16 protein-coding genes and 1 tRNA gene are annotated in these 13,617 nt (G+C 59.8%); 10 read left to right on the forward strand and 7 right to left on the reverse strand.

The window, feature by feature from the left end:
- The first annotated feature begins 3 nt into the window (after nt 1-3).
- Nucleotides 4-732 carry an aspartate/glutamate racemase family protein gene (locus CPH89_RS02470; protein ID WP_053257502.1) on the forward strand — a complete coding sequence of 243 codons (729 nt, stop codon included), beginning with the start codon at nt 4-6 and terminating at the stop codon, nt 730-732.
- Between the two features lie 43 nt (nt 733-775).
- Here CPH89_RS02470 and CPH89_RS02475 read toward each other — a convergent pair whose 3' ends face one another.
- Nucleotides 776-1,699, reverse strand: coding sequence for a LysR family transcriptional regulator (locus CPH89_RS02475; RefSeq protein ID WP_053257503.1), 924 nt, complete (start codon nt 1,697-1,699; stop codon nt 776-778).
- A gap of 106 nt (nt 1,700-1,805) precedes the next feature.
- On the opposite strand from CPH89_RS02475, the gene CPH89_RS02480 reads away from it, so the two are divergent.
- Nucleotides 1,806-2,552, forward strand: a complete 747-nt coding sequence (locus tag CPH89_RS02480; protein ID WP_053257504.1) for a 3-oxoacyl-ACP reductase family protein — start codon at nt 1,806-1,808, stop codon at nt 2,550-2,552.
- An 86-nt stretch (nt 2,553-2,638) separates the two neighbouring features.
- Here CPH89_RS02480 and CPH89_RS02485 read toward each other — a convergent pair whose 3' ends face one another.
- Nucleotides 2,639-3,328 carry an HAD-IA family hydrolase gene (locus CPH89_RS02485; protein ID WP_053257505.1) on the reverse strand — a complete coding sequence of 230 codons (690 nt, stop codon included), beginning with the start codon at nt 3,326-3,328 and terminating at the stop codon, nt 2,639-2,641.
- Between the two features lie 300 nt (nt 3,329-3,628).
- Between CPH89_RS02485 and CPH89_RS02490 the strand changes: the two genes are divergently transcribed.
- The gene (locus CPH89_RS02490) at nt 3,629-4,012 is read left to right on the forward strand and encodes a DUF2784 domain-containing protein (RefSeq protein WP_053257506.1); all 384 of its coding nucleotides are present in this window, start codon (nt 3,629-3,631) and stop codon (nt 4,010-4,012) included.
- Here the strand turns inward: CPH89_RS02490 and CPH89_RS02495 are convergent.
- Nucleotides 3,972-4,940 (reverse strand): NAD-dependent epimerase/dehydratase family protein, encoded by a 969-nt coding sequence (locus CPH89_RS02495; RefSeq protein WP_053257507.1) that lies wholly within the window; start codon nt 4,938-4,940, stop codon nt 3,972-3,974. The genes CPH89_RS02490 and CPH89_RS02495 overlap by 41 nt on opposite strands.
- Before the next feature lie 93 nt (nt 4,941-5,033).
- Here CPH89_RS02495 and CPH89_RS02500 point away from each other — a divergent pair, with 93 nt between their 5' ends.
- From CPH89_RS02500 to CPH89_RS02525, 6 genes are all read left to right on the forward strand, one after another.
- Nucleotides 5,034-5,918: a LysR family transcriptional regulator gene (locus CPH89_RS02500; protein ID WP_053257508.1), complete on the forward strand. Its 885-nt coding sequence runs from the start codon at nt 5,034-5,036 to the stop codon at nt 5,916-5,918.
- Between the two features lie 54 nt (nt 5,919-5,972).
- A complete protein-coding gene (locus CPH89_RS02505) occupies nt 5,973-6,551 on the forward strand; it encodes a DUF4337 domain-containing protein (protein ID WP_053257509.1) in 579 nt (192 codons plus the stop codon).
- A 206-nt stretch (nt 6,552-6,757) separates the two neighbouring features.
- On the forward strand, nt 6,758-7,417 hold the full coding sequence (locus CPH89_RS02510) for a M24 family metallopeptidase (protein ID WP_053257510.1): 660 nt from the start codon (nt 6,758-6,760) through the stop codon (nt 7,415-7,417).
- 17 nt (nt 7,418-7,434) lie between these two features.
- Nucleotides 7,435-7,788, forward strand: coding sequence for a gamma-glutamylcyclotransferase family protein (locus tag CPH89_RS02515; protein ID WP_053257511.1), 354 nt, complete (start codon nt 7,435-7,437; stop codon nt 7,786-7,788).
- Between the two features lie 102 nt (nt 7,789-7,890).
- A complete protein-coding gene (locus CPH89_RS02520) occupies nt 7,891-8,226 on the forward strand; it encodes a hypothetical protein (RefSeq protein ID WP_053257512.1) in 336 nt (111 codons plus the stop codon).
- 77 nt (nt 8,227-8,303) lie between these two features.
- On the forward strand, nt 8,304-9,344 hold the full coding sequence (locus CPH89_RS02525) for a DMT family transporter (protein WP_053257513.1): 1,041 nt from the start codon (nt 8,304-8,306) through the stop codon (nt 9,342-9,344).
- 61 nt (nt 9,345-9,405) lie between these two features.
- Here the strand turns inward: CPH89_RS02525 and CPH89_RS02530 are convergent, their stop codons facing one another.
- Together CPH89_RS02530 and CPH89_RS02535 are read right to left on the reverse strand one after the other, a co-directional pair.
- Entirely contained in the window at nt 9,406-9,771 is a 366-nt protein-coding gene (locus tag CPH89_RS02530; protein ID WP_053257514.1) for a hypothetical protein, read from the reverse strand.
- Nucleotides 9,772-10,746, reverse strand: coding sequence for a hypothetical protein (locus tag CPH89_RS02535; protein WP_053257515.1), 975 nt, complete (start codon nt 10,744-10,746; stop codon nt 9,772-9,774). It abuts the gene before it with no gap.
- A 511-nt stretch (nt 10,747-11,257) separates the two neighbouring features.
- On the opposite strand from CPH89_RS02535, the gene CPH89_RS02540 reads away from it, so the two are divergent.
- On the forward strand, nt 11,258-11,527 hold the full coding sequence (locus CPH89_RS02540) for a hypothetical protein (RefSeq protein ID WP_053257516.1): 270 nt from the start codon (nt 11,258-11,260) through the stop codon (nt 11,525-11,527).
- Nucleotides 11,528-11,619: 92 nt separating this feature from the next.
- Here CPH89_RS02540 and CPH89_RS02545 read toward each other — a convergent pair whose 3' ends face one another.
- Together CPH89_RS02545 and CPH89_RS02550 are read right to left on the reverse strand one after the other, a co-directional pair.
- Nucleotides 11,620-13,179: a sensor domain-containing diguanylate cyclase gene (locus CPH89_RS02545; RefSeq protein WP_053257517.1), complete on the reverse strand. Its 1,560-nt coding sequence runs from the start codon at nt 13,177-13,179 to the stop codon at nt 11,620-11,622.
- 256 nt (nt 13,180-13,435) lie between these two features.
- A tRNA-Ser gene (locus CPH89_RS02550) sits at nt 13,436-13,525 on the reverse strand.
- Nucleotides 13,526-13,617 lie beyond the last annotated feature (92 nt).

Here is a 13,617-nt window from a genome sequence, read left to right on the forward strand (position 1 = left end):
TCCATGCGCATCCTCGTGGTCAACGTCAACACCACCGCATCCATCACTGAAACCATCGCCGAGCAGGCCCGCGCTGTGGCCTCGCCCGGCACCGAAATCGTCGGTCTCACACCGTATTTCGGCGCCGAGTCGGTGGAAGGCAATTTCGAAAGCTACCTGGCCGCTATCGCCGTGATGGACCGGGTGATGGCCTACGATCAGCCGTTTGATGCGGTGATCCAGGCCGGCTATGGCGAACATGGCCGTGAAGGTTTGCAGGAACTGTTGAATGTACCGGTGGTGGACATCACCGAGGCGGCGGCCAGCACGGCGATGTTCCTGGGCCACGCCTACTCAGTGGTGACCACCCTGGACCGCACGGTGCCGCTGATCGAAGACCGCTTGAAACTTGCCGGGCTGTATCAACGTTGCGCGTCGGTGCGCGCCAGTGGCATGGCAGTGCTCGAACTCGAAGAAGACCCGGTGGCCGCCATGGAAGCCATCGTGCGCCAGGCGGAACTGGCGATCCGCGAGGACAAGGCCGAAGTGATCTGCCTGGGCTGCGGCGGTATGGCCGGGCTGGATGAACAGATTCGCCAGCGCACCGGCGTGCCGGTGGTGGATGGGGTGACGGCGGCAGTGACCATTGCCGAATCCCTGGTTCGGTTGGGGTTGTCGACATCGAAGATCAGGACCTATGCCACGCCGCGGCCGAAGAAGGTCATTGGTTGGCCGGGCAGGTTGGGCCGGTAGACCGAGTCGCCTGCGATGGCCGCGACTCCCTGAGCAGCCGTCGTCAAATCGCGCTGAACCGCTGCCCCAAGCCCTTCTCGGCAAACTGCTCGATGATGAAATCCACAAACGCCCGGGTCTTGCCGGGCAGCAGCTTGTGTTCGGCGTAGTAGATGGAGATGTTGCCATCGTCGACGTACCAATCAGGCAACACCCGCACCACCGCACCGCTGTCGAGGAACGGCACGGCCATCGGCATACTGACCAGCGCAATCCCCAGGCCTTGAGCGCTGGCGCAGCAGGCGGCTTCGGAATCGCTCATGGTCATGCGCGGCTTGAGCACCAGCGGGCGTTGCTCACGCTCCGGGCCGGTGAGCTGCCAGGTTCGCACGCGGCCGGTTTGCGGCGACCGGATCAAGATGCCCAGGCAATGCGATAAATCTTCGGGCCCCCTTACGGGCAGGCGTTGCTCCAGGTAAGACGGCGAGGCCACCAGGATTCGATGCGCAGGTGCCAGCTTGCGCGCCACCACGCCTTGGGGCAGCTCAAAGCCGCCGCCGATAGCGGCATCAAAGCCTTGGCCGATCAGGTCCACCTGGCGATTCTCAAAATGCCAATCCGGGCTGATCGCCGGAAAGCGCCGCATAAACTCCGCCAGTAACGGCACCACATAACGATTACCGAACACCGTGCCCATGCTGACCTTGAGCGTGCCCACCGGGCGGCCTTGCGCGCTCGCCAGGTTGGCCACCGCGTTCTGGATGGTGATGAGGCTGTCGCTGACTTCTTCAAGGAACAGCTTGCCGGCTTCGGTCAGGGTCAGGCGTCGGGTGCTGCGTTGAAACAGGCGAACACCGAGGCGTGTTTCCAGCTTGGCGACGCTCTTGCCAACCGCCGCCGGCGTCAGACTCAGGTGCCGGGCCGCCTCGGCAAAGCTGCCGCCTTCAGCACTGCGCACAAAGCATTCGATACTGCCAAAGCTTTCCATATCGCACCATTCTAAACTTTTGGTTTACACAGACTATAGCAATCACGGTCTACCAGGCTGGCTGGGTGAGGTCGATACTCGGCCCATCAACTACTTGGAGATCGACATGACCACACACAACCTCACCGGCAAAGTCGCCTTGATCCAGGGCGGTTCACGCGGCATCGGCGCTGCCATCGTCAAGCGCCTCGCCGCACAAGGTGCAGCCGTTGCCTTTACCTACATCAGCTCGGCCGCCAAAGCCGAGGAACTACAGAACGCGGTGATCAGCGCAGGCGGCAAAGCCCTGGCGATTCAGGCCGACAGTGCCGACGCCACGGCGATTCGCAATGCGGTCAACGCGACCGTCGAAGCGTTCGGACGCCTGGATATCCTGGTGAATAACGCCGGTGTATTGGCGATCGCCGCGCTGGAAGATTTCAAGCTGGAAGACTTCGACCAGACCCTGGCGATCAATGTGCGCAGCGTGTTTATTGCCACCCAGGAAGCGACCAAACACATGGGTGAAGGCGGCCGCGTGATCAACATCGGCAGCACCAATGCCGAACGCATGCCGTTTGGCGGCGGTGGCCCCTATGCGATGAGCAAGGCCGCACTGGTAGGCCTGACCAAAGGTTTGGCGCGGGACCTGGGGCCACGCGGCATCACCATTAACAATGTGCAGCCGGGGCCGGTTGACACCGATATGAACCCGGCGAACAGTGAGTTTGCCGAGACGCTGATCGGGCTGATGGCGGTGGGGCGTTATGGCCATGCCGAGGAGATTGCCAGTTTTGTGGCGTATCTGGCCGGGCCTGAGGCGGGCTATATCACGGGGGCAAGCCTGACCATCGATGGCGGTTTCAGCGCCTGACCCACTGGCAGCGGGCGTGCCGGCGACAGCGGTCTTGAGGACGCTATCGCCGGCACGCCCGCTGCCACGGTGTTGCCCGTGTTCAGTCAGGGAAAAGGTGGCAAGCCATAGGCGGCGAGGTCGAAGTCCGCAAGTTTGCGGATGATCTGGTCGGCATGCGGGTACTTGCTGTCAGCCATGGCTTCATCCGGCACAGCGATGGCCGTCATGTTGGCGGCTTTGGCGGCCGTCACACCGAACGGCGAGTCCTCGAACACCAGGCAATCCTGCGGCGCGATGCCCAGGCGACGCGCGGCGGTCAGGAAGATATCCGGCGCAGGTTTCGCGGCGCCGACTTCCGGGTCATCGGCGGTGACGATGGTGCCGAACAGGCCAAACCATTCGCGGTGCAAAGTGGTCTTATGGCCAAACGAATTGCGCGATGAGCTGGTGCCCACTGCGATCGGAATGTCATGGGCCTTCAAGTGCCGCACCAGCGCCTCGGCCCCCGGCATGCCCAAGGCATTGGGGAAACGCTCGCTCATCAGCGGTTCACGGATTTTGAGAAACTCGGCTGCCGTGATTGGCAAGTCCAGTGCCTTTACCACATAGTCAGCCAGGTCCTGAGCGCCCCGGCCGATGATGTGCTGCTTGATGCCCCAGTCGTAGGTTCGGCCGTAGCGTTCGGCGATGATCTGCGTGACTTCGGTGTAGATGCCCTCGGTATCCAGCAACAACCCGTCCATATCGAAAATCACGGCCTTGATCGGGCCGACTGCGGTACGCGGTGCATTCATCACAACAGAACCTTGGGGGAAGGACTAAAAGGATTCAGCACAATAACGGCCCACGTTGCTTGCAAGCAACCATCACCGCCACAAACCTGCGCCCACCGTCACGCCTGACTCGGCAAAGCCCGTGCCCGACTTGCTAAGCGGTGAGTCGGTAAAAACACTGCTCGACGGGCTGATCCGCAGCACGTGGCAGGCGAATGACTTGGTTGCCGTAATATGGCGAAAAACGGCCTGTGTTTATCGACGACCTGCCAGAACACTTCGGCGCCTGACACCGGCCCACTTTAATAAGCGAACCCGATCATGCTCTACCGCGTAGCCGCCGACAGCCTGGTGCTGTTCCACCTGTGTTTCATCTTGTTCGTGCTGTTCGGCGGGTTGCTCGCCCTCAAGTGGCGGCCCGTCATGTGGCTGCACCTGCCAGCCGCTGCCTGGGGAGTGGCGGTGGAAGTGTTCCACCTGCCCTGCCCGCTGACCCGTTGGGAAAACCTGTTGCGCCATCTCGCCGGGCAGGACGGTTATGGCGGCGGGTTTGTCGAGCATTACATCCTCACGCTGATCTACCCGGCCGGGCTGACCCCGAACATTCAATGGGTGCTCGCAGCCGTGGTGCTGCTGATCAACATTGCGGTGTATGTGCGCTTGATCAGGCAGAAACAGGCAAACAACCCAGTTCGGCCAATGTAGCCTCCACCGCCTGCTCCAGCGGCGTGTGCGGCTCGCGGCCCAAGGCGCCCAGCAAGCGCTGGTTATCCAGGCACAACGGGGTTTGCCACAGGTAGCGCATTTCCTGCATTTCACGGATTGTGACGACAAAGGGCGCTACCAATTTCATCAACCACCAAGGGAAACGACCTACGCGCGGCTGATGACCCGTCCGGCGCAGCACCACGCGCTGGATTGCCTCGGCCATCTGCGTGCCGTCGGCGTCCATATGCCCGGCCATATGAAAGCGCGCGAACGCATCGAGGCTCGCCCGGCGCTCAATCAACTCGAGCATGGTGCGCGCCACATCCGGCAGGTACGCCCATTGATGCGCCACCCCGGGAGTGCCTGGGTAGCTGACCGCGCGCACCGGTTTGCCGGGTTTGACCAGGCCTTGAGCAAACCAGTTGTTGGCGACCCGCGCGCCGAAAAAATCCCCGGCACGCACGATCAACACCCGAGCGCCCTGGCGGGAAGCGTCCTGTAGACGCTGCTCCAGTTGCACACGAATCGCGCCTTTGCGTGTCTGCGGGTGCTGAGGCGAGTCTTCGTGCAATACGGGAAACGCATCCGGCCCGAAGTTGTAGACCGTGCCAGGCAACACGATGGTTGCGCCCTCGGCAATCGCCGCCGCGATGCTGTTATCGATCATCGGCACCACCTGCTCGGCCCAGTTGCGATAGCCCGGCGGGTTGACCGCATGGACGATCACCGCACAGCCACGCGCTGCGGCGAGCACCGCCTGGCGATTGAGCGCATCGCCCTGCAGCCAGGAGAAGGCAGCATGCTCACGACGCGCCTTGTCCACATTCCGAGTCAACGCACACACCTCCCAGCCTGCCGCACTCATCTGCCGCGCCACTTCGCCGCCGATCCCGCCCGTCGCTCCCAGTACCAGAACTTTGCTCATGACCCTCTCCCACGTTGGTTGGTGAGGCCATTGTGTGGCGGGCTCGGCTATCGATAAATTGCCGAAGAGCATCGAGCCGCTATACATTTATGCATGCCTGCAAATATTGGTTGGGAGCTTTACCGGTCGTTCCTCGGTGTACTGAAGGAAGGATCGTTGTCGGGGGCCGCGCGGTTGCTTGGCATCACACAGCCGACGGTCGGCCGGCACATCGCTGCGCTGGAATCGGCGCTGGGCGTGGTGCTGTTTACTCGCTCGCCCAGCGGGCTGTTGCCGACGGCAGTGGCCCACACGTTGCGCGCCCACGCCGAAACCATGGAGCGCACGGCCGCCGCCCTCGAACGCACCGCGTCGGCTCAAGGCGATGAAGTGCGTGGCGTGGTGCGGATCTCGGCCAGTGAAGTGGTCGGTGTGGAAGTGCTGCCGCCGATCATCACCCAGTTACGTCGCCAGCACCCGCACCTGCGGGTTGAACTGATCCTGAGCAACCGCCTGATCGACCTGCTGCAGCTGGAGGCCGACATCGCCGTGCGCATGGTCCGACCGAGCCAGGCGCAATTGCTGGCAAGGCGCGTCGGCCTGATCGAAGTCGGCCTGTATGCCCGCGATGATTATCTGCAACAGCACGGCATCCCGCTGCTGATGCACGACCTCGTCGGCCACTCGGTGATTGGCTTTGATCAGGAAAGCGCGTTTATCCGCAGCTTGCCCATCAAAGGCTTTGATCGCAGTGTCTTCGCCATCAGCAGCGACAGCGACCTGGCACAACTGGCGCTGATCCGTGCCGGTGCCGGAATCGGCGGTTGCCAGGTGCAACTGGCCAAGCAAACCCCGAGCCTGCAGCGGGTACTGCCCGACGCGTTTGCGTTCAAGATGGACACCTGGGTCACCATGCACGAAGACCTGCGCAACAGCCCGCGCTGCCGGGTGACCTTTGATGCGCTGGTGCAGGGTTTACAGCGTTACGTACAGGATTGAGACAGCTGAATTGGTAAAGAATCAGACTCCCTCATTCCGTTCGTAGACGCCCCCATGTCCGAAGCCTTCGAAGTCCCCAGCCCCCACGAAAAGCACATCGAACACACCACCGAACATGCCCATGGCCGCGGAGACAATTTCGCCAGCCGCATCGCCGTGATGACCGCCCTGATGGCCACCCTCGGTGCCATGCTCAGTTACCAGGCCGGCTCGACCGAAAGCGAAGCGGCGATGGACAAAAACAACGCCGCCATCATCAAGACCGAAGCCGCCAACCAGTGGAACTACTACCAGGCCAAATCCAGCCGACAAAACCTGGCGGAACTGGCCACCCATATCCCCGGTGTGGATGCTGCGCATTACAAGGACGAAATCGAACGCTACAGAGGCCAGAAGGAAGAAGTGCGCAAGCAGGCCGAGAAGCTTGAGGCGACGTCACGGGACTGGGATCAGAAGTCCGAAGAGGCGCTGCACCAGCATCACCGATGGGCCCAGGCGATGACGGCGATTCAGATCGCGATTTCGCTGGCGGCGATTACGTTGCTGACGCGCAAGGAATGGTTGAAGCGGATGTCATACACCGCCGGCGGCGTGGCCGTGATATTGGGCAGCCTGGCGTGGCTGCATCTCTGACTGACCGAACGCGGTCAAAAAGTGGGCGCTGGCTGGCCTGCGATGGCGGTGGGTCAGGCCGCATCAATGTTTGCTGAACCCGCGCTATCGCAGGCAAGCCAGCGCCCACAGGTGCTCTTCGGGGTTATCAGAGTTGGGCTCTGCATCGTATCGCTATATAGTAAAACGCATAGCGACCAGTACAGCTTGAACGCGAGGGAAAACCGGTGACTGCACAACCCAAAGAAGCTGTGGGCGCCGCCTACAGTATCGACTCCATGCGTTATGCCCAGGCCATGACGTGGCAAGCCATCGACCACCTTGCCCAACGTATTCGCCCCGGCATGCTCGAATCCGAAGCGCGCGAGCTGGGCAAGCAGGTGCTCACCGAACTCGACATGCAACGCATCTGGCACCCGCTGCTGGTGCGATTCGGTGCCAACACCCTCAAGACGTTCAAGCAACGCTCGGACGGCGACCCGGTATTGGCTGAAAACGATATCTTCTTCATCGACATGGGCGCAGTCTGGCAAGGCCACGAAGGTGACGCCGGTGCGACCTTCGCCACCGGCAACGACCCACAGATGATCGCCTGCGCCAGCGCCGCCAAAGCGCTGTTCGACCGCGTACAGTCACGCTGGAAAAGCGACCAGGTCGCAGGCCTTGAGCTTTACCGCTACGCCGAGGAGCAGGCCCAGGCCATGGGTTGGCAACTGAACCTCGACATCAAGGGGCACCGCGTCAGCGACTTCCCCCACGCGATCCACCGTGGCGGCGACCTGGGCGATTTCGAACACTGCCCGAATGCCGGGCTGTGGATCCTGGAAATCCAGATCGCCCACCCGAACAAGCCGTACGGCGCCTTCTACGAAGATTTACTCGCCTGACCCACCAAGGAATCAAAATGGAACACTCCACCCAATTTCCCGTGCTGTTGTTTTCCTACGGCACCTTGCAAGACAAGGCCGTGCAACTGGCCAACTTTGGCCGGGAATTAGTCGGCCAGCAGGACGCGATGCTGGGCTATTCACAAAGTTGGGTAGAAATCACCGACCCCGAAGTGCTGGCCACCAGCGGCAAGACCCACCACCCGATTCTCGCACCGACGACAGAGAAGGCTGCCAGCGTTGAAGGCATGGTCTTTCAGATCAACGAGCAGGAACTGGCCGCGGCGGATGCGTATGAAGTGTCCGACTATAAACGGGTCTCGGTCGCGCTGGCTTCCGGGCTGACGGCTTGGGTGTACGTACAGGCGTGACGATCAAAATGTCGACTGATTGATGTCAATCCGCCCTGGCCACGTTTAAAGTGTCGCCCCCTCGTGAATTGAATCGCGAGGGTTAGTCCATGGAGTTACACAGTGAAGTACGTCAGTAAAGTGGTTGCAGCAGCAGTTCTCGGTTTCGCACTGGCAGGCTGCACCGGCACCGCCATCAAATCCCCGCAGTACGACAGCAGCCAGTACACCGTGCTGGGCCACAGCGAAGCCAGCGCCACCGGCATCATGTTGTTCGGGGTTATCCCGATCGGCCAGAACAGCCGTTTTGTGCGCGCTCAGGATGCAGCCATCAAAGCCAAAGGCGGCGACGCGCTGATCAACACCCAAGTGCAGGAAAAGTGGTTCTGGGCATGGGTATTGAGCGGTTACACCACCAAGATCTCGGGTGATGTGATCAAGCTGAAAACCGCGCAATAAATGTAAAAGTGTCAAAATCGCCAGGGCATTAGCGCCTGCGCGAGACGTATCATGGGCCTGACCTTCGAGGATGGCCCATGAACCTCAGTATCCTGTACGCACTGGCCGCTGCCGCCCTCTTCGGCGCCAGCACGCCGCTCGCCAAAAGCCTCGGCCTGGGCCTCTCGCCCGTGCTGCTCGCCGGCCTGCTCTACCTCGGCAGCGGCGTCGGCCTGGCCGGCGTGCGCCTGATCCGTGATCGCGGCTGGAAACCCAGCGGGCTGACCCGTTCCGAATGGCCGTGGCTGATCGGCGCCATCGCGTTCGGCGGCATCCTCGGGCCGGTCGCATTGATGTTCGGCCTGACGCGCACGGCCGGCGCGACCGCCTCCCTGATGCTCAACCTTGAATCGGTGCTGACCGCCGTTATCGCCTGGCTGGTATTCCGAGAAAATGCCGACCGGCGCATCGTCCTGGGAATGCTCGCCATTGTGCTCGGCGGCGTGGTGCTGTCAGGCGCCGGCGGTGGCGGCACAAGCCACGATTGGACCGGGCCGTTGGCCGTAGCGGTTGCCTGTTTGTGCTGGGGGATTGATAACAACCTGACGCGCAAGGTGTCTGCGTCTGACGCGGTGTTTATTGCGGGCGCCAAGGGTTTAATTGCCGGGGTGGTGAATTGCAGTTTGGCGCTGTATCTCGGCGCGCAGGTTCCGGGCGTGGCGCAGCTGGCGCCGATCTTGCTGGTCGGGTTTCTGGGGTATGGCATCAGCCTGGTCATGTTCGTGCTGGCATTGCGCGGCCTGGGCAGTGCACGCACCGGCGCCTACTTTTCGACCGCGCCATTCCTCGGTGCCGCGGTGGCCTTGCTGGTGATGGGCGAGTCGGTGAGCGTGGCGTTCTGGGTTGCGTCGGCGCTGATGGCCGTGGGTGTGTGGCTGCACCTGACGGAGCGGCATGCGCATGAGCATCTGCACGAGGCGACGGAACACGGGCACCGGCACGTGCATGATGAGCATCATCAACATGAGCATGGGTTTGAGTGGGACCCGGCGGAGCCGCATAGTCATGTGCATGTACACAGTGTGATGCGGCATAGCCATGCGCATTTTCCGGATGTGCATCATCGGCATCGGCATTGATGCACTGACGGCTGGGCGGCCGGACATTATGAGAAATGGCGAGGTAGCGTCGCCCTGCTTTTCAAGGCCAATCGTCAATAAAAAACCAGCTGATGGTGAGGCCGAAAAGGGAGAGACAGGTAACGAAAGTTGGTACGACCATCCAGTACTTTAGGTGCCGAGGTATTTTTTCAACATCCTCAACAAGTACCATCCCTCTCCACTGAATGACTTTTGGGATAAGAATGACGGTAGCCATGGCGTATACGCGTTGGGGCCTTCCTTCAAAGGGCGCATTACGAAAAGTGTGCCTGCATCCGACTATGTAGCTGCTGTATTGCATATAGCGCTCGGCGGCATCGAGTTTTTTGAACATGGCAGAAAACATGATCGGGAAGCTTAGTAGCAAGAGGGCGCACGAGCCCAACACAAAATATTCCAAGTACATTCAACTCTCCACGGACTTATAGAGAAATTTTCCTACAAATTCTCCAGCGTTGCTTCCGAACTTGCCTGAGGTGAGTCCGCCAGCAGCACCGCCGACGATGGCGCATGCCAAAGCTCCGGCGCCCATTGTAGGTATGCCAAAAACAATCGCGCAGGCACTGGTACCGACAAGAGCACCTAGTGTCCCGCCCACGGATGCGCCGCCAACGCCAATCACCAACTTGCCGCCTTCAACATACTTCGCCTGCGTACACTCTTGCTCACGCCCAGTGGAACACGCCTCCGATATCTCCAGCGCCGTCGCCCCAACATCCAGCGCTATACCAATGTAAGTCCCCTTCTTCAGCATCTGCGAAGCCTTGGCTAAACGCTTGACCCGCGCCTCATACCCGCGAATTTCTCCATGCTGCCAATAGCTTTTACTGGATATCCCCAGCATCTTTTTAATCGAACCTTCGTTTCTCAACCCCGTACCAAAGCGCGCCATCCCCGAGATTTGGCTGTCCAACCTTGCAAACAGTGCTCTTCGTTTAGCCAGAAACTCCTCCCTCGCCCCCGTGGTTCCCTTTCTCAAATACTGCTTATGCAACGCCTCGATTTCCATAAGGGTCTTCTCGACTTGCGCCAAATGCTTGCTCCAAGCGCTGCTGGCACTGCCGATGCCAACGGAGGAATAGGTCAAGATGGCCTGCAACTGATCATAGTTTTTGACCAGGAACTGGTCGGTTGCGGAGTATGCCAACAAGGCGAGCTTTATATTCAACGCCGAGCGCATCAGCTGTGCCTCTTCGGCAGTGCAAGAGGCGGTGCGGCTATCCCCGATGATCACTAATTGCCCAGGCAACACCAGCGTGTTGCGGATGTGCTGGTTGAGGGTGTCGAATTTGGTCTGGGTATGGGGATCAAGCGCCAGGCTCAGTTTAAGCAGCGGGTAAGGGTGCGGTCGTTCGTTGATAAATGCGTAGGGTCCCTGCATGCGTGCACCTCCAAGTGACTGAGGCGCAGGACTATAAGAAGGTGCTACACCGGAAGTAAGACGTGCAGAGGCGTGGTTTTAACGTTTCAGAAATGGACTACTTCAATCCAGGTGCATGCCTACGATTTAAGGTAACAACTGAGCACCCAACCCCCTTATTTAATGGGATAGCGTTGAACTAGGAGTGGCTAATTAATTCGGGCAACGCCCTACAAAACGTTCAAAAGCGTCGGCCTCCCACTTCAAAACCGTCAAGCCTATCGTCAATGGGTCGCCCACATGGCGAACGGGTTTGGCGACTCGACTATCAAGACGGCAGCAGTCTCCCGGCAGATTTGCGGGATGCGCCTGCACGCAATAAGCTGCTCAACGGCAGCTGTGCGTGGGAGACCTTCGGGTCTGCCGGTCTTTGTCCGTTCTTATACCGGTTCGCCAACCTGCGTAGAGCTGCCAGCTTTTGTTTGGCGACAAATGAGTGGCTCATATTCCTCTAACTGAACGGACTTAACGCATGAACCAATACATTGCCCTCACCAGCAACGACAGCGCCACCCCTGCCCTTTTTGTCGATACCAGCGTGCCGCTGGAAATACTCCTCGACGCTGCGGCCTATCGCCTTCGTGCCGTTACCCAAGTGCTTGAGAACCTCGCACTGCGCAGCGAGCTAAGTAGCGATGCCGTTGTGCAAAGCGATTTCGCGCTGCTCTGCTCAATTCCGCTGCGCGACGGGTGCGATGTGCTGGACGTCATAGGGCGGCGGATGGATACGCCGAGCTCGTGATACAAGAACGGGTGTGTAACGGCATGCGCACAACGCGGCGGAACACGGGCACCGGCATTGACGGCGGGTGCTCATGCTAAAGAGCTAGCCCATCAAGGCTGCTCAGCCACCACGCAATTGCGCCCGTTTTGCTTGGCCTGGTACAACAGCTGGTCAGCCCGTTCAAGCACCACCGCAATCGAATCGGCGCCGGGGTGCCATAGCGCGACGCCCAGCGAAACCGTCAGGTGCCCGACCGTTTCGATGGCCGCTGCGTCGATTGAAGCACGCAGTCGCTCGGCAACATCGATGGCCGCCTGAAGCGAACTATTGGGCAATAACAACACGAATTCCTCGCCACCAACCCTGCAGGGCAAGTCGTTAGACCGTGAGTTCTGTTGCATGAGCTGCGCGATCGCCCTCAGGGTTTCATCACCTGCCGCGTGGCCGAAAGTGTCGTTCACACGTTTGAAGTGGTCGATGTCCATGGAAACAACGGCGAACGCTTTTTCAGCGTCCTCCCAACGCGCCAGGACATCCTGCATCGCTCGGCGGTTGGCGAGCCCTGTCAGCGCATCGGTTTGCGCTTGCTGATTGAGCTTGCCGATTTTCTCTTGCAGCAGGGTGGCGCCGAGCAACAGTGCTCTGCGAATCTGCCAGCTTTCGAAATAACGCGCCGGGACTGCGCTGATGCGTTCGTAGCTGTCGGGTGTGTCCAGCCGTTTAGCGCACTCGGCAAGCCTGGACAGTGGCGCCGAGATCCTTGCGCCCAGCCACCAGATCAAGATGATGCCGAACAGCGCCAGCGGCGCTATACCCTGCATGACTTTGGCCATGGTGTGCTGCAGGACGGCCTGGATGTTTTCCAGTGGCTGTTGCGAAATCACTCCCCAACCACTGCTGGGCACCTTGGCGAAGCCCGCGAGCATTTCCACGCCATTGGCATCCGTCGCCTGTAAAGTACCGGCGTCCTGACTGAGCGCTGCATCGGCGATCAACCCCGTTCCCGTGACGCTGCCTATCTGCGCGGGATCGGTGTGATAGAGCACCCGGCGGGCGCTGTCGATAAGATAGACATGCGCGCCATCCTTACGCACATTGGTATCCATCAGCGCCTGCAGTGTATTTCTCTGCTCAAGCCGGACACTGCCGCCTATCAGGCCCAGGTATTCGCCTTTCGCGTCGAATATGGGCTGGGAAATGAACACCACCAGATTGCCGGAGAGGGACCTGAACGCATTGCTGATTCTTGGCACACGAAGGCTGAGCGGCTCCTTGTGTTGCAGCGTGCGCCCATCGAGATGGAGGCTTTGCGGGGCTGAGGCAATGATTGATCCGCCCGCGTCGGCGATCAGCACGGAGTTGAAACTGGCGTCCTGGCCAAACAGTCGATCGGCCTCCTCGGCCAAATAGCGCTTATCGTCAAACGCCTTACCAATGAGCACGGAGCCAAACTTTAACTTGTCCAGGTCCGAGTCAAGCACCTGCTCCACACTCAGCGCGATCCGAGCGGCGTAGGCCTTGTTCACCTCCAGGGCATTCTCAATCAACTCCTGCTTCTGAATCTTGAACGTCACCCAGAAACTGTTGACCAATGTTGCAAAGGCAGAGAGCAGCACAAAGATAAGAATCAGCGTGCGAAGGTTGAGCTTAGGCTTCGGTCGAGTGGTCATTGTTGAACTATCCGGGTGTGCGGGAGAAAGACAAACGATTTCACCCTTGGTATCGCATCCTGGCCGAAAGCAGCCGCTGCCGCCGGCTTGGAGGCCCGCCAGCCAATTCTGAACGCACTGAGCCGATGTGTCTGAGAGTCGACGCTATAAAACACCGTCAGTCCCAGATTGGACCTATATGGCCTTTTTTCAGACGCCAGAAACCACAAACCCCCGACTTTCACTAGGAAAATCAGGGGTTTGTGTTTGTAGAATGTGGCGGTGAAGGAGAGATTCGAACTCTCGATACAATTTCTTGTATACACACTTTCCAGGCGTGCTCCTTAAGCCACTCGGACACTTCACCGTATCTCGTCAAACCAGTTCAGTCTGTCGAGGCGCGCTAATGTAGTCGAAAGCCTTTCTGATGGCAAAGGTTTTTTTCAGAATTTTCATGCG

This window comes from Pseudomonas fluorescens (assembly GCF_900215245.1).
In the GTDB taxonomy this organism is placed as follows: Bacteria; Pseudomonadota; Gammaproteobacteria; order Pseudomonadales; family Pseudomonadaceae; genus Aquipseudomonas; species Aquipseudomonas fluorescens.